Annotated in this window: 12 protein-coding genes; 5 read left to right on the top strand and 7 right to left on the bottom strand. The window is 32.4% G+C overall.

Going from position 1 to position 15,985, the window contains the following annotated elements:
• A partial coding sequence (locus VOI54_RS17460; RefSeq protein ID WP_326284560.1) for an ATP-binding protein occupies positions 1–927 on the bottom strand: 927 nt, incomplete at its 3' end.
• A 765-nt stretch (positions 928–1,692) separates the two neighbouring features.
• Here VOI54_RS17460 and VOI54_RS17465 point away from each other — a divergent pair.
• Together VOI54_RS17465 and VOI54_RS17470 are read left to right on the top strand one after the other, a co-directional pair.
• Positions 1,693–2,580 (top strand): RagB/SusD family nutrient uptake outer membrane protein, encoded by an 888-nt coding sequence (locus VOI54_RS17465; RefSeq protein WP_326284562.1) that lies wholly within the window; start codon positions 1,693–1,695, stop codon positions 2,578–2,580.
• A 98-nt stretch (positions 2,581–2,678) separates the two neighbouring features.
• Positions 2,679–3,785 (top strand): redoxin domain-containing protein, encoded by a 1,107-nt coding sequence (locus VOI54_RS17470; RefSeq protein WP_326284564.1) that lies wholly within the window; start codon positions 2,679–2,681, stop codon positions 3,783–3,785.
• A 610-nt stretch (positions 3,786–4,395) separates the two neighbouring features.
• Here the strand turns inward: VOI54_RS17470 and VOI54_RS17475 are convergent.
• The 6 genes from VOI54_RS17475 to VOI54_RS17500 all read right to left on the bottom strand — a co-directional run bounded on the left by VOI54_RS17475 (position 4,396) and on the right by VOI54_RS17500 (position 9,037).
• Complete coding sequence (locus VOI54_RS17475) at positions 4,396–5,121, bottom strand: GNAT family N-acetyltransferase (protein WP_326284565.1); 726 nt, start codon at positions 5,119–5,121, stop codon at positions 4,396–4,398.
• Positions 5,099–6,307, bottom strand: coding sequence for a multidrug effflux MFS transporter (locus VOI54_RS17480; RefSeq protein ID WP_326284567.1), 1,209 nt, complete (start codon positions 6,305–6,307; stop codon positions 5,099–5,101). The genes VOI54_RS17475 and VOI54_RS17480 overlap by 23 nt, the downstream gene beginning before the upstream one ends.
• Before the next feature lie 121 nt (positions 6,308–6,428).
• Positions 6,429–7,115 carry a class I SAM-dependent methyltransferase gene (locus VOI54_RS17485; RefSeq protein WP_326284569.1) on the bottom strand — a complete coding sequence of 229 codons (687 nt, stop codon included), beginning with the start codon at positions 7,113–7,115 and terminating at the stop codon, positions 6,429–6,431.
• A 142-nt stretch (positions 7,116–7,257) separates the two neighbouring features.
• Positions 7,258–7,851, bottom strand: a complete 594-nt coding sequence (locus VOI54_RS17490) for a Crp/Fnr family transcriptional regulator (protein ID WP_326284571.1) — start codon at positions 7,849–7,851, stop codon at positions 7,258–7,260.
• A gap of 14 nt (positions 7,852–7,865) precedes the next feature.
• Entirely contained in the window at positions 7,866–8,207 is a 342-nt protein-coding gene (locus VOI54_RS17495) for a hypothetical protein (RefSeq protein WP_326284573.1), read from the bottom strand.
• Between the two features lie 38 nt (positions 8,208–8,245).
• A complete protein-coding gene (locus VOI54_RS17500) occupies positions 8,246–9,037 on the bottom strand; it encodes a shikimate dehydrogenase family protein (protein ID WP_326284575.1) in 792 nt (263 codons plus the stop codon).
• Between the two features lie 640 nt (positions 9,038–9,677).
• Here VOI54_RS17500 and VOI54_RS17505 point away from each other — a divergent pair.
• The 3 genes from VOI54_RS17505 (at position 9,678) to VOI54_RS17515 (ending at position 15,978) form a co-directional block, all read left to right on the top strand.
• A complete protein-coding gene (locus VOI54_RS17505) occupies positions 9,678–10,838 on the top strand; it encodes a FecR family protein (RefSeq protein WP_326284576.1) in 1,161 nt (386 codons plus the stop codon).
• 88 nt (positions 10,839–10,926) lie between these two features.
• Complete coding sequence (locus VOI54_RS17510) at positions 10,927–12,216, top strand: hypothetical protein (RefSeq protein ID WP_326284578.1); 1,290 nt, start codon at positions 10,927–10,929, stop codon at positions 12,214–12,216.
• Positions 12,217–12,369: 153 nt separating this feature from the next.
• Positions 12,370–15,978, top strand: a complete 3,609-nt coding sequence (locus VOI54_RS17515; protein WP_326284580.1) for a SusC/RagA family TonB-linked outer membrane protein — start codon at positions 12,370–12,372, stop codon at positions 15,976–15,978.
• The last annotated feature ends 7 nt before the right edge of the window (positions 15,979–15,985 follow it).

Consider the following 15,985-nt stretch of genomic DNA (forward strand, 5'->3'; position numbering starts at 1 on the left):
AAGAATACCCGTATCTAAAAATTGCAATCTAGGTGATTTTTTTAGATCTGGAACTATAGGCGGTTCAGTAGCAGTAGTTGGATAAATAAGTTGAATGATTTTAGCTTGATGTAAATTTCTCATAGCTTCACCAACTTCTCGTGATCGATAATTAGAATTGCCAAAATTCTGAAATTTTATGCGTTCATCAACAGCATAAGCAGCAGTGGACATAATATGCTTAATTACGTTTTTTGCAGTGCTGTTAGTTGCATACTTTTCTGAATCACTAATATAGGAACTCCAAATACTCTCATATATGGAGGACAAATCTGCAACACTTTTATCCTTGATAAATAGACCTACCGCTTCTGGCATTCCGCCAATGATAGTATATTGATTAAATAATTCAAGCAAAGTTTTATGAGCCACAGGTTTTATGGGTATGTTTTTTAATTGCTCTAACCCGGCATGATGACCAATGGCTTCCAAATATTCTATAAAATTAAAAGGGTATAAGAATAAATATTCTACCCTACCCACTGGGAAACTTTTAACATCTTTGAGTGCAAATTCAAGTAGGGAACCAGCGGCTATAACATGAAGTTCCGGAGCTTCTTCATAAAAATATCGTAAGAGTTGAATTGCTTTTGGTTGCTCTTGTATTTCATCAATAAAAAGTAAGGTGTGATTAATATCATTAGAAGTAATATTATTAGATATAAACAGAGCCTCAATAATGGTTTTTACATTATCTGTTTGCTCAAAGTACAAGCTATCCGATTTTTTTTCAAGATTCAGATATAGCCGATGTTTATAAGTTTTTGCAAACTCATTGACCAAAGTCGTTTTGCCAACTTGTCTTGCTCCTCGAATAATTAAGGGCTTTCGGTTAGATTTATTTTTCCATTTATCTAACTGTTCGGTAAGGTGTCTTTTTAAGGTCAAAATAATAATTTGTTATAAAGTAAATACAAATGTATTCTTTTTTTGTAACAAAGTAAAGGGTGTTTTTCTAAAAAATTGTAATAAAGTAAATAATGTTATTGAATTTGAATTTAGTTCTTTTCACTTTTAAGGATGATAAAAACAAATGTTACTCATTTATTTCCGGGACCACCACACTTTAAATTCGTGTTATTTTTATTAATTGGTGTTGCGCTATTATTATTAATTGATGTAAATGTGTTGGTTAAACCTTGATATAAAAGAAAATTATGGACATTGGGTTGCAAGGTTCAGAGCCCGCCAGGGGGAGAACCCAGGCCCTCGATTTTATTTTTTTAATGTGTTTAAAATCAGTGCTTTGCTATATATAGTGTGTGTTAGGTTAGATTAATGCTCTTTAGTGAGTTCAAAAAAAATGAAAATGTTGACGATTTAGTTAGAGTGTTGACGATTTGCGAACTCGTAACATTTTTAAAGTTATAAAACGTATCAAATAAGGCCATTTAAAACGAAAAAAACCTCCAAAATCATTAGATTTAAGAGGTTTTACCTTTATTTGATACTCCAGTGACCGGGCTGGGGTTCGAACCTAAAGCTTGTACCCCAGTACCAGTATACTATTTGTTAAATCTCACAAATCATGTTGACGATTTGTGAACCTTACTTTTACTTTAAATATGTCAAATTAACTTTCGTTGATGCTAATATAGATAATTATGGGCTTATTGTTATTATGTCAACTAAAAGATAACTTATGGAGGCTTAATGCGAAGAGCGACTTCAGATTTATCAAACGCAAATCAAGCTCGACAAACCGTTGCAGATACTTATGCATTGTTATTAGAGGATTTGGATTTTGTTATTACAAATGGCCCTGATTTTTCTTCACCGTATAGACCTTCTAAACTATTGGCTAAGGCATATAAAGCAGAAGTTTTATTAATGAGAGGGACCAATGCTGATCTACAAGAAGCTATTACAATTGCCCAACAAGTACTTGATGATTCTAGTAGGATTATGGCGGGAACTTACGCTGAAATTTTTAATACAGGTTTTGATTCTCCTGAATTACTTTTCACAAGAGCTGTAGATGATAGATTAGCTAGCATAGCTAGTCGAAATGTAGACAGTATGCTAAATATTTTTGGAGGGGTCATATCTATATCTGAAGCATTCGAAACTTTACTAGGAGCTGACTTGAGAGCGCCTCTATATAAGGAAGAGATTAATGGAATTTTAACGGTTCCTAAAATGGCTTTTGGAGGAGATAAAGGCGTTATGTTTTATATGCGTACTAGCCAAATGCTTTTAATACAAGCCGAAGCTCGTGCCCGTTTAGGAGAAAAAGAGAAAGCCATTGATGCTATAAATGTACTTAGAGCACGAGCTGGTGAAACAACATTGGATGCTTCTTCTATATCTGATAACGATTTAAGTTTAACGATTTATAATGAAATTGCTAAAGAAATTGGGTTTGAAAAAGGCGAAGAATGGTTTGCTGCCATTAGACTTAAGGATACAAATGGAGAGTCTTTGGTTTTTGGACTTAAATCAGAAGTGACATCTGTAAATCAGCTTATTTGGCCAATACCAAATGCAGAAGTAGAGTTTAACGAGCCAATGGAGCAAAATCCAGGCTATGAAAACCTCTAAAAACTAAGGATATTATTTTGAAGTTAGTCTTAAGAAGGAATCTTTTAAGTTTCTATGTAAATTCTAAAAGATTACTTTCTCTTAATTTATTAAAATTTATGAAAAATTTAATTATATCATTTGGGCTGTCAATACTTTTTTTAGGATGTAAGCCCGAAAAACCTAAATACGAAATACAAGGAATTGTTAATAGTTCCATCAAAGGTGTGGTTTACCTAAAGAAACAAGAAGGTTATAAATTCAAAAAAATTGATAGTACAACCATAAGAAACAATACATTCGAATTTTCAGGAATGGTTAATATTCCTGATATGTATGCTATTTCATTAGAAGAAAAAAAAGGGCTTAAGCGATTCTGTCTTGAAAACTCAAACTATACAATTACATTATCAGACACTATTTCCAAGTCTAAAATTGAAGGTGGCGCATTTCAACCTTTAATTGAATCCTTTACCAAAAGGATGACATCTATTGAAAGAGAAGAAAGAGAAAGAGTAATAAAATTGCGAGAAATATGGAAAGATAAAAATGTTTCAGAAGAGGATAAGCAAAATGCCAATGATGAGTTGAAGGCTTTTAGAATCAATATAAAAGTTGCACATGCTAAAAATTTTGTTAGAGAGCATAATAATGTGCCATATGCTCCATATGTGCTGAATACCTACGTTAGAAATTATTTGGACCTAAATCAATTAGACTCTATTTATCAAACTTTTACTGATGAGGTTAAAAAAAGCAATCATGGAAGAAAATTAGGAATATCAATTACCAATACCCGTTTGTCATCAATAGGTAATAAATTTCTTGATTTTTCAGTGTTAGGTACAGAAGGGGAGACCATAAAACTATCAGATGTAGTTAAAAAAAATAAGTTAGTATTTGTTGATTTTTGGGCATCATGGTGTGGTCCCTGTCGTATGGTTATTCCGGAGTTAAAAGAAGTTTATAACCAATATAATGATCATGGGCTCGAAATGTTTGCAGTATCATATGATGATGACAAGATAAAGTGGAAAAAAGCTATAGAAAAGGAAAATTTTTCATGGATAAACGGATCTAATCTAAAAGGCTGGAATTGCCCTTCTGCTAGTTTATATGCTGTTAGAGGGATTCCTGCAAATGTTCTTATTACCAATAAAGGCATTATTGTAGGGAAAAATCTATTTGGAGAAGCCTTAAAAAGTAAAATTGAAGAATTTTTATAAATATAATGCAGCTTTATGGGGAACATTACAGTGGAATTACCATATTAGGTTGGACATAAAGATGAAAGAATATTTTTGTTAGGTATCAATTTAGAAATAATGAGAAGTAAACAGAAATATTATAAACAAAAAGGTTTGATAAAAAGCTCCTACGATCAGTTAATACAGAAAAAGAAATAAAAAGGAGAGGTGCTAATCACGTTCAAAACGGCGTTTTATATTTAACCTTTTTTTCTTAATTTTTCTTTTATGCTTTGTGTTGGCTTTATTAATAAAATAAATAGTCAGAAAAGTACCTATAAGAATATAAATTAGCATAAATCAAAGATAATAAAATCACAAAACCCTGTAAATTATTAATTTACAGGGTTTTGTTTTGATTTGGTAATCAAAAAGTGTAATCAGAGAGAACAACCAAAAAGCGTAATAGTATAGTGTTTAAATGGGATAAGAGATTATCAAAAACCTACTGACTCCTAATTAGCCTTTGGATTTAAACTTTAACATAATTAGAGTCTATTTGGGAGTAGGTATTTATTAAATGACTGGTTTTATAATATTAATTCGATTTATTTCTTTTTAGGGAGTCGTATAATAAAATTAGAAAGATCTACTTATTTATTGAATAACTTTTAAGATTCCCTTGAGTTATAAACCCCAATTTAGAATAAATACGCTCACCTGATTCAGATGCTACCAATACTGCTTGCTTGCTCTCATTTTCATGGGCTTCAAACAATAATCTTTGTGTCATTACTTTTCCTAAACCAAGCCCTCTATATTCCGGAATAGTTCCAATCATGTGTAAACCTGAGATTCTATTTTGGTCTAGTAAAATCATTCCACAACTTACAGGTTTGCCATTGTATTTCCCAATAAATAGCTGTAATTGAGAAGAATTAATTAATGAAATGATGGTAGATGAAAGTATTTCATAGTTAAAAGAGATGGAGGCAATTTGAGCAAACGCGATGACTTTTGAATTCGTGTCAATTTTTTCGATAGAAGAAAAGTCATTTTGTGGCTTGTCCTTTTTCTGTAAATCCAAGTACATTCCCTTTACAGTAGATTTTAGTATAAATTTATGTTCTAAAAGCCTAGCTTCCAGCGCCTCGTTTTCAAGAATGGAAATAGAATTTGGAAGTGTTCCTTTTTTTATATTGGAGTATAGTTCCTGTAAGTTTACTAGTGATTCCTTTAGCTCAAAAACTTTACTAGGCCAAGAATTATTATTTGATTTTGCAAAGTTGTATGCTGCAGTATTATGCAAAAATTGACTATGAGAACTTGCCTGTCTCCATAGTTCGAATAAGTTATTGATTATTGTATTCTCCATTTTTTGTATTATTTGCAAAGTTAAATATTAGTATTGAAGTTGTTCCTACTGCTAAAAACCCTATAACTATGGGTAAGACAGAATCATTATAGAAATTTCCAATAAAAATTGATAATGGAACAGAAATAAGAGTAGATACTGCTCCAATGATTGATGCTCCTAATCCGGCAATATGTCCCAAGGGTTGCATAGCTAAGGCACTTAAATTACCTATTAATAAACCGTAACCGAAAAGTTGAGCAAACATAAAAACTACAAATACCCAAAATAGAGGAATAACCAAATAGCTAATAATCAAAATTGGGATAACTACAATTACACTATTTAAGATAGCAGTTTTGGTTAGCCTTTTCATCCCTAATTGATGGACTAATTTTCCATTGACGAATGAGGCTAAACCAATGCTAAGAGCTAAGAATGCAAAATAATAAGGGTATTGTTCTTCCAGGTGATATTGGAATTCGAAAATAGATTGAGATAAGTTAAGATAGGTGATAAATACACCTGAATATAATCCAAGGATAAAAATATAGCTCATGGATATTTTATTTTGAAACACTTCTTTAGTCGCTGTAATTATATGTTTTAAGGTGAATCGCTTTTGTTTTTCTTGAGTTAATGTTTCTGGCATCCTCTTTTTAAATAATAGAAAGACAATAATGGCAAAAAAAATATATACAACAAATAGAATTCTCCAATTTGAAACCATTAGTATTGATTTACCTAAGATGGGCGATATTGTTGGACTAAGAACATAAATAACCATTACAAAAGACATGGCTCTTGCCATTTCATTTCCTTCAAATTTATCTCTAACAATAGCCATGCTCATTACTCTTGGTGATCCTAAACCAAACCCCTGGAGTATTTGCCCTGCTAATAATGTATTTAAATTGTTTGATTGATAGGAGATAATACACCCTAAAATAAACAGAGCTAAACCAATATAAAGAGTTTGTTTTCGTCCAATACTATCTGATAATGAACCATAGAATAGTTGACTAATCCCTAAGCCTAAATAAAGTAAAGAGATAATTAGTTGTATTTGGTTGCTGTCCTTTAATTGAAAGTCTGTTGTAATATTATGAAAAGCAGGTAAAAGCATATTAATGGTAATAGAAACCAAAGCCATTAATAATGCAACAGATGTGATAAATTCAATAAAACCAATTTTCTGACTTTTCATAATACAAAAGTCAGGAGCTATTAAACCAATTTCCTTAATCTGAATTAAGAAATGGCATTAAATATTAAAGACTTAATAATAAAGTTATTATGATAAAGATCAATTCATTTAAGTTATGGTTTTAGTGTTTGGATCCACCGTATACACTGAAGTTATAATACTTCCAAATGATATCCACAGATTGAAAGCCAATTTTTTCAAGCCATTTAAGTTGTTTGATAAGTTGTGTAGGTCTGTCTTCTGATTTGTAAGTAGGAATCCATTTATCTTGAATTTCTTTAAGCGATACTGATTTATTCATGAACTCAATCCACCGTGACATATTTTTGTTTTGAAGGTAATCATTACTTCCAAGTACAACATCTGCGTTAAAAAAAACGCCACCTGATTTTAAATTATTGTAAATAGTTTGATAGAAGTTAATTTTATCGCTATCTGTCTCTAAATGATGCAAAGCCAAAGAAGATACAACAACATCAAATTCATTACTAATATTGCTCATTTGGTAAAAATCGCCAACTACATACTCAATATTGTTATAACTGGATAGTTTAAGTTTTGCCATTTCTATCATTTTTTTAGCAATATCTAAACAAATGATTTGTGCATTTGGGAATTTCTTTGAAATTAACTCGCTTATTGTACCTGTACCACAACCAAGGTCAATTATTTTAATTTTTGAATCCGTATTGTAAGGAATAGAATCAACAAGAGCTTTAACCATTTCTTTATAATAAGGTATTAATTTCAAAATGATTTCGTCATATTCTTTTGATTCCGAATTGAAATGCTCTTTTATATTATTCATGATTAACTCTTTGGTGGTTTTAAATAAATATGTTTTGGAGGATTGGGGTATATTACATCAAAATTGGAAGATATTGATGTAAACCAAACAAATTTCTTTATTTTCAATGAGGCGAAAATAAAGATAATTTAAACCATACTTCTTAATCTGAGTTAAGAAACTCCTTTTTGGCCAAATGATTTCTGATTTTACTTAAATGCTCTGGACTTAAGTTGAGGTATGAAGCAATGATATATTGAGGAACACGATTCTCAATATATCCATACGTATTTCTAAATTTTATATAGCGTTCTTCTGCCGAATGGTTGCGTTGATGAAGTGTTCGGTTATGTAATCTGATATAAGACTGTTCCCTTTTTAATCTAAAATAGCGTTCCATTGGAGGTACTTCTTTAAAAAGATCTTCTAAATCATCCCGGTGCAGTTGTAATAGGATTGTAGGTTCTAATACTTCTATATAATATTCACTAGGTGTTCGGGTAATATAACTATACAGGTTATTTACCCACATATTTTCAATACCAATCTGTAGTGTTACATCTTTTGCTTGATTGTCGATTGTATAAACACGAATAAGCCCTTGTTGTATAAATTGAATATGATTTGCTGTTTTTCCAAAAGAAGGAATCATGTCTGACTTGCTAAACGTTTTGGAATGAAATCGAGCAATTATGTTTTCCAAATCGGTATTGCTTATTTCAATTGTTGATTTTATATCTGTTATAAGACCTTTCATTGTTGTGACGTATTTTACTTCCCTGGTTCTCCGGCAAAAAATTTATTCATCTCCTCTAAAATTCCTGATTGAAGTTGCCTTATCCAATATTTCATATGGTTATTATATTGTTTATCAATAAGTAACATTCTTGTATATTCTAATGCTAATTTGGCTCTTTTACTTTCATTTTTGTGAGGTTGAGTGTCAAATAATTGTTGATACCAGTCATCAATAAATTCATCATCAAACTGGTATATGCTTCTTAAATTTTTCGAAAGAAAGTAAGCACATATTTTTTCTTTGGGAAAGGAATCTAATATTTCTTTCTCAACTCTTTTCTCATGTTTTGTTAACGCTTTAACTATTTCAGGCATCGGTTGATTTTTGTTTTTATATAAATCGAGAACTATAATTATTCTTCGTCCATAAATTCATTCATTAGTTTTATTTGTCCTTCTAACATTGCAATTCCATAATGAATTTTACATTTTTTTTCAATAGCTCTTTTTAATGTACAGGTCATAGCAGGGCTGATGATTATTTCTGCTACCAGAGTATTGGAGTCGAGGTTCGAAAGTGATAACAGTGGTTGATCATTCTCATTCATCCCTACAGAAGTAGCGTTAATTAATACATCTGTATCCTGTAAAATTTGATTGTTATAGTCTATTTCAATATTTGAATGTATCGCTTTCAAGCTTTGTATTAATAGTAAAGCTTTAGGCTTTGAGCGATTATAAATGGTTAGTTTATTTATCCCAATTTCGCATAATGCATGTGCTATTCCGGAAGCTGCTCCTCCAGCACCAAGTAAAAAGATGTTTTTTGATTTGATAGAATGGTTGTGTTGCCTTAAACCTTCAATAAATCCTTTTCCATCTAATAGATCTCCTTTTAGTAAGCCTTTATGGGTTCTTTTTATGACATTACAGGCCCCAGCTCTCTTAACCTCATTAGAAACCTCATCCAAATATTTCACTATTTCTATTTTATGAGGCATTGTAATTACAGCACCTTTAAAGTTCTGAATGCTTTTTAATCCATTTATAGTTGATTTTAACCCATGCTTGTCAACATGAAATGGTAAAAGAACTTTATTTTCTTTTTTGTTATCAAAAATGGAGTTCATCAATTCAGGGGTAGTTACCTGATGGATAGGATCTCCTAATATTCCGTATACTTTGGTTTTTCCGTTAATCTGCATTTAGTTCGTCATAATGTCTAACAACGGTTTGATATGAGGGTGGTGTGGTTTTGTATTCGAAGATTTGCCGTTTAACAATCGGGATGACCAAATATACACTAACATTTTGATTTAGGGTTGAAGCTAAGTATTATTTTTATACATTCTGCTTGTTGCACAATTTCTTGATAAATATACAGAAAATTCGTTTTTTGTTGCAAGTTCAAAATAGTACCTGTCTACCGGAAGGTAGGCTTCCTTGTTTGTCTATAATTTTATATAAGAACCTGTCTTTATCAAAAACTTTAATATAGATTTCACTTAATCTCCAACTATTAGTATTTGTTTTTACGCTTATTCATATTGTACTCAATTTCCTTAGAGGGTTTAAAGCCCCTTCTTTTGAATGGGGGGTAATGAGCTATTCAATACTTCGGTAGGGCAATCCAAATGGAAACTTAAAATAAATGGCTTGAAAAATAATTGATTTAGGAAAGCAGTGACTATTCAACGTTTTTTTTGATGTTAAAGGTTCTTGAAAGAAAATGAGTCTGGTTAATGTTGTTCATAATCTTGTTTTTAAACAGATAAAAAATAAAAAATATATTATTTGTCATTCCTTTTATACTTTCATGGGTTTTAATAATAAACCATCCGAAATATGAGTTTAATTGAAGTTTGTCATAAAGTTGCTTTTTTAATTTTCAGGAACAAGTTTGAAACATTGTCTCCAGAAGAGGAAAAAGAATTTTCCATTTGGCTGGAAAAGGAAGAAAATAAAAACCTGCTTGAAAGGTTTGAAAGGGAAAAAATTTTTCATTTCTTTTTGTATAAAAGATTAAGTTCCAAGAGTGCTTGGAATAAGTTCAATAAAAAGTACCCAATACAAAATCAGTATTGGAAGACTAAAATAGCTATTGCCGCTTCATTTATGATTCTTGGATCTTCTCTAGCCTATTTTTATTTTACCAATCAAGCTTTGTCAAAAAAAGAGGTTAGAGTTGTAGCTTCAGGCAAAGCAATACTATCACTTAACGACGGGACAGAAGTGGCGTTTGGTAATCATATAGATACCCTAATAAGTGACCTTAATGTCAAAGCTAAAGTAAGTAATAATTTCATAGCTTATGATAAGGTTAAAAAGAAGTCTGCTGATGATAAGTTGTCCTATAATACATTACAATCACTTGCGGGGGGGGGCTTTGGCCTGCAACTTATTGATGGTTCGCAAATTATTCTAAACACAAAATCGAAGCTTAAATACCCTGTAAGGTTTTCTTCAAAGACTAGAGAGATTTGGTTAGAAGAGGGAGAGATATTTTGTGATGTGGCAAAAGATAGAAAAAGACCGTTTATGGTTCATTTATCTGATGGTGTTACAGTTAAAGTTTTGGGAACTAGTTTTAATATTAAGTCCTATAAAGAGGAGGATACTATAGAGACTTTCTTAGTGGAAGGAGAAGTTGAACTGGTAGAAAGGAATGGAGAGGAATCTAGAGTAGTGTTAAAACCAATGGATGTTGGAAGGTTTGTTAAAGGGGATAATAATCTTTATGTAGATAGATTAAATAATCATAATGACATTGCTTGGATGGATAATAAGTTTGTCTATGATAATGAAAGGCTAGAAGAAGTATTGAATGGAATTGCGCGTTGGTACGATGTTTCTTTTGAATACAAGAATAAACGAATTAAAAATATGCTATTCACCTTGGATATAAGTAGAGCGTATGATTTGGAAATAATGCTTGAATCTATTGAAGAAGTAGGAGGGGTGAAGTTCAGTAAGAATGGGGCTGTGATATCAGTATCAAATAAATAAAACCACCTATCATTTATTAAAATTTAAACCAAGCTCAGGAAATGGGCATAACTATACCTAAATATTAACTAACTAAAAACAAACAAAAATGAAGAAAAAAAAATGGAGGCCACTCATGATTGTGATGCTCTCTCTTCTTACATTCTTATCCTGTGAGGATAAAGATGAAGGATTAATTAATCCTAATGTTGACAAAGAAAGATTGTTGTCAATTCATGGATTGGATTTTGAACTGGAAGGAGGTGCCATTTTTCAATTGGACAATAGTTTCTCGGTGAAACATAAAGAGATAATGGTTATAAATGAATATATATATGAAGAAGAATTAATTAAAGATACCATATTTGGTGTTGAAGCAGATAGTGACCCAGTGACAACTAGTGCTTTTGCTGTTTCATTATATGGCAAAGATATACATCATAGCTATGATGTGGGGAAAACTTTGGGGAGAGGCCCTGCCATAACTTTTCGTTTATATAGTGATAGTTATGACCAACTGAAGGAGGGAGAATACAAGTTTTCTGATAGTAAGGAAATGGGAACTTTTGATGCAAACTCGTCTACGTATTATGATTTTGTTCCGGACGGGGTTGATAATGATCCTGTAGTCGCTAATTCCATAGCAGAAGGAACTATGAGTATTGTAAGCAATGGGGGAGGCTATATTATAGAGTGGGATTGCCTTACGAGTTCTGGAAGTGTTGTAAAAGGTAAATATGTTGGCGAGTTAGAAGGTTCTTTTGATTATCGATTACCAACTACAATAAGGGAATTAGAAGGCGTTCAAATATCTGCTATATTAGATACTACCTATGCTTACTTTTATGGAAGAGGCCCTATTAAGGGATGGGATAGTTCTACTCCTGGTTTATTTAAAACATCTAAGGGGAGCGCTCTAACAGCTTGGGCCGCTAATGCAGATAGTCCGGTTGAAAAAAAACAAACAGATTTAATGCTCATTTATGATAGGCATGACGGGCGGAATAATATTCGATTTACAAGCCCGATGGATATAAGAGCATGGCTACAATTTGGTGGAGGGCAAAGTAATCTAACTTATACACTGCCTATTCATACAAAGGTAGACAATAATACAACTTTTACAGAGGCGGATTTCGATAATTTAAACGAAGCTACAGATTTTAACTTCACAGTAGAAGATGATGAGAGTTGGATAGACCTAGAAACGGTTACCTTTCCTAAGATCGTTACTTTTTTCACGGGAAATGGACTTAAAGGAGCTATTAGAATTAATAAGGTTGTTATTCCTTATAAACCAGCACCTTCTGTCCCTTGGGCTTATACTACACCAACCAGAGCGGTAATAGAAATAGATATTAAATACCCAGCTAGTCCATTACCAATCAAAATAAGATAAATAATGAATCAGAATTATTTAAGAACAAATCCATTGAAAAATATATTTATTACAATAGCAAGAATAACTCTAATATTTGCGATTTGCTTTAATAGTGGAGTTAATTATGCCTCTAATTATCAGAGCTTAGATTTTAATTTTAAAAATCTAACATTGAAAGAGGTCTTTAAGTTAATTAAAGATAAAGCAGATTTCGATTTTGCCTATACAGATAAGAACATAGAGAATATTAAGGTCGGCCATGTAAATGCTAAGGATCTTAATATTTCAGACATAATGAAAATTTGCCTCAAAGGGAGTGGTTATAAATTTAAAATAAAGAACAATATTGTTCTGGTGTCTAAAGAAGTTCCTGAAGTAAAACAGCAGGAAAGATATATAGTAAGAGGAACAATTGTTGATGAAAGTAGCATTCCTTTGGAAGGCGTTGCTGTTATATATCAAGAAACTAAAGAAGGAAAAAAACTAGGTGCTGTAACTGATGAGAATGGTAAATATATAATTGCTGTACCTGCCAAAAAGGGAGTGCTTAAGTTTACTTACTTGGGGATGACAGATAAGTTTATAAATTTTACTGGGCAGACTGAGATTAATATAGTTTTGAAAGAGTCTGCAGAAAATTTGAATGCCGTGGTAATATCTACGGGAATGCAAGATATAAAGCAAGAAAGGTTTACAGGATCTGTTCAAGTGGTTAAATCAAAAGACCTTGAAGATTTAGGAATAATTAATATCGATGATGCATTGGATGGACAGGTGGCAGGTCTTAATAGTACTTTACAATCTGGAGAAGTTGGGGTAAGAGCCCAAATTACTATTAGAGGAGAAAACAGCTTAGACGGTAATACAGAGCCTTTATGGATTTTAGATGGACTTCCAATGACAGGAGGTGTGCCAAGAGCGAGTAGTTACGGTGGTGATTTTGCGGGAACCATTATGGAAGATGGTGTTGGTAATATAGCTCCGGAAGATATTGCCTCTATTACTATATTAAAAGATGCAGCTGCGGCGGCCCAATATGGAGCAAGAGCTGCAAATGGTGTTATTGTAATTACAACTAAAAAAGGGTATAGGTCTGAAACAAAATTCTCGTATAGTTCTAATTTCACTTATAATGTAAAGCCAACAGTAGATTTGAATTTTATGAATTCAAGTGAGAAATTGGCCTATGAGCGAAGCATACTTGAAGATTATGGAGCTTTGGTTTATAAGAATGCCGGGAGATCAGGAAGAATGTATGAGAAATGGGCAAATGGTACTATTAGTAAAGAAGAGTATGATGCAGAAATAAATAGGCTATCAGGAATTAATACGAATTGGTTTGATCATATTTTCAGGCCTTCATATTCCCAGTCTCATAATTTTGGAATTCGTGGAGGTACAGAAAAATTAAGTTATTATAATTCTATTAGTTATTCATTACAAGAAGGGATTTTATTATCAAATAAAGGAACTAATTTAGGAGTTAGGACTAATTTGGAATTTAGACCCAATAATAAAATGGATATCGGGTTTGCCTTGAGCGGAAATTTTAGAGAAAATAAAAATCATGCTATGGTTGGTGTTGATCCGTTCAATTATGCAGTTTTTGCAAACCCCTATGAAAGACCTTATAATGACGATGGAAGTTATGCCCCAGATTTAACTTATTTGGGTAACAATTATACACATCTCACGCCTAGTGATACTGGTTTAAGAGAACATGATTTCAATATTTTAAGAGAGTTATCTAACACAAAATCGAAGAACAATGGACAAGATTTAAACTTAACACTAAGCTTTAGGTATAATCTTCTCAAGGGACTGAGGTTTACAAGTATGTTTAGATATGCATATGGCTATAGAATAGGTTCAAGAGCTGTACATGCTGGGACAGCCACATCAAGAAGACTTGAGGATTTTGGTAGGATAGCGTACGAAAATAAGATTATCCCATTTGAATTTGACAATGGACAGCTTAATGAGAGTGCCGGTAAAAGTCAACAATGGAGTATGAGAAATCAATTAGAATACAATCGTAATTTTGGAGATCATTTTATGAGCGTATTAGTGGCATCTGAAGCTAATTCTAATATCACTAATAACTTTAGTTATACCTCACCTATATATGATTATGTTTATGGTAATATTGGTGTGCCGTTTTTTGAAGAACAAGATCCTGAACTTACATATGATCAATTTAGAAATGCTATAGGTAATACTTTTGATAATAGTGAAGGAAGAAACAGAACAGCGTCTTTTTTAAGTACGATGCGTTATAGTTATAAAAATAAATATGTGCTTTCTGGATCAGCTAGATTTGATGGTGCTAGCGTTATTGGAGATAATAATCAGTTTACGCCATTGTGGTCTATTGGAGGAAGGTGGAATGTGTCTAAAGAAGCATTTTGGCAAGAAGCAGTTCCTTTTATTAATTATTTTGCTCTTAGAGGATCATTTGGGTATACCGGAAATATAGATCGTACGGCATATCCTTTTTCCACAATATCTTATAGTCCAAATACATTCAACCAAGAGCGAGTTGCGGAAAATTTTAATTTTCCAAATAGGTCGGTTCGTTGGTCAAAGAAAAGATCCTTTAATCTTGGAGCCGATTTGTCATTCTTTGAAAGTGCAATCACTTTAGGGGCTAATCTTTATAGAAACAGAACGGTTGACATTCTTACAAATTTGGAGGTTCAAAATTCTTTTGGAAGAGAGCAGGTAAAGTTTAATGGAGGAATTGTTAGAAATGAAGGGTATGAATTAAATGCAGGTGTAAGATGGGTTAATAAAAAAGATTTAAGCTTTTATACCTCTGTAAACTTTGCAAGAAATAAAAACTTCATAGAAAAATCCTTACGTACTTTAAATTCCTACCAAGATATTGTCTCAGGAGACTTTCAAGGCGCTTTTAACGGGGGGCAATTAAATATAATTGGAGAAGAAACAGGTTCCATTTACGGATGGGAATTTGCAGGGGTGCACCCAAAATCTGGTTACCCTATGATAGCAATGTCCAATTTAGGAAAACTTGAATATGCTAAACTGCTTGATTTTTGGGATACACTTACTGAAAACCAACAGTTAGCGGCTGTAGAGCATGGGTATGTGTCATCTACAAAAGGTATACCTGATGCTATTGCCGTAAGGCCAGACCTGTTTAATGCTAGTGGTTTTAGTGATGCTTCCGGAGAGACCTTAGAGCTTTTAAGGAATATTAAAAACAAATCTTTAAAGTATTTGGGAAGAAGGAACCCGAAGTGGATTGGTGGATTTTCTACAACTTTAAGGTATAAAAGATGGAGTTTACGTACAGCTTGGTCTTTTAAAATGGGACACATTATAAGAAGATGGGACAGCAAAAAGAATGCGCCAAAAACAACTGAATCAGGAGGAACTAATTTAAATATTAAGAGTCAGGATTTACAGGTTTCTAATGTGAATAGGGAAAAAAGGTATCTATACCGTTGGAGAAATACGAATGATATAACAGATATTCCGGGATTTGCTCAAGGGGCTTTTACAGATACTTATTCTAGATTTCATACCACAGCAGATTATACATCAGGAGATTATTTGCGTATGCGTTCTCTAATTGTATCCTATAGGTTGCCAGATGACATACTTAAAAAATTGGATGTAGATGACATTAGAATTTCTATAACAGGTTCCAACCTTTTAACTTTTACAAAGTTTAGAGGGCTAGATGTGGCTACGGGAGGTAGCTTTAGATATCCTACGGGAAAAAGAATTAATATGAGATTATCACTTGGCTTTTAAAAGAAAA

Origin of the sequence: Alterotamlana spongicola (assembly GCF_035818475.1) — a bacterium.
In the GTDB taxonomy this organism is placed as follows: domain Bacteria; phylum Bacteroidota; class Bacteroidia; order Flavobacteriales; family Flavobacteriaceae; genus Cognatitamlana.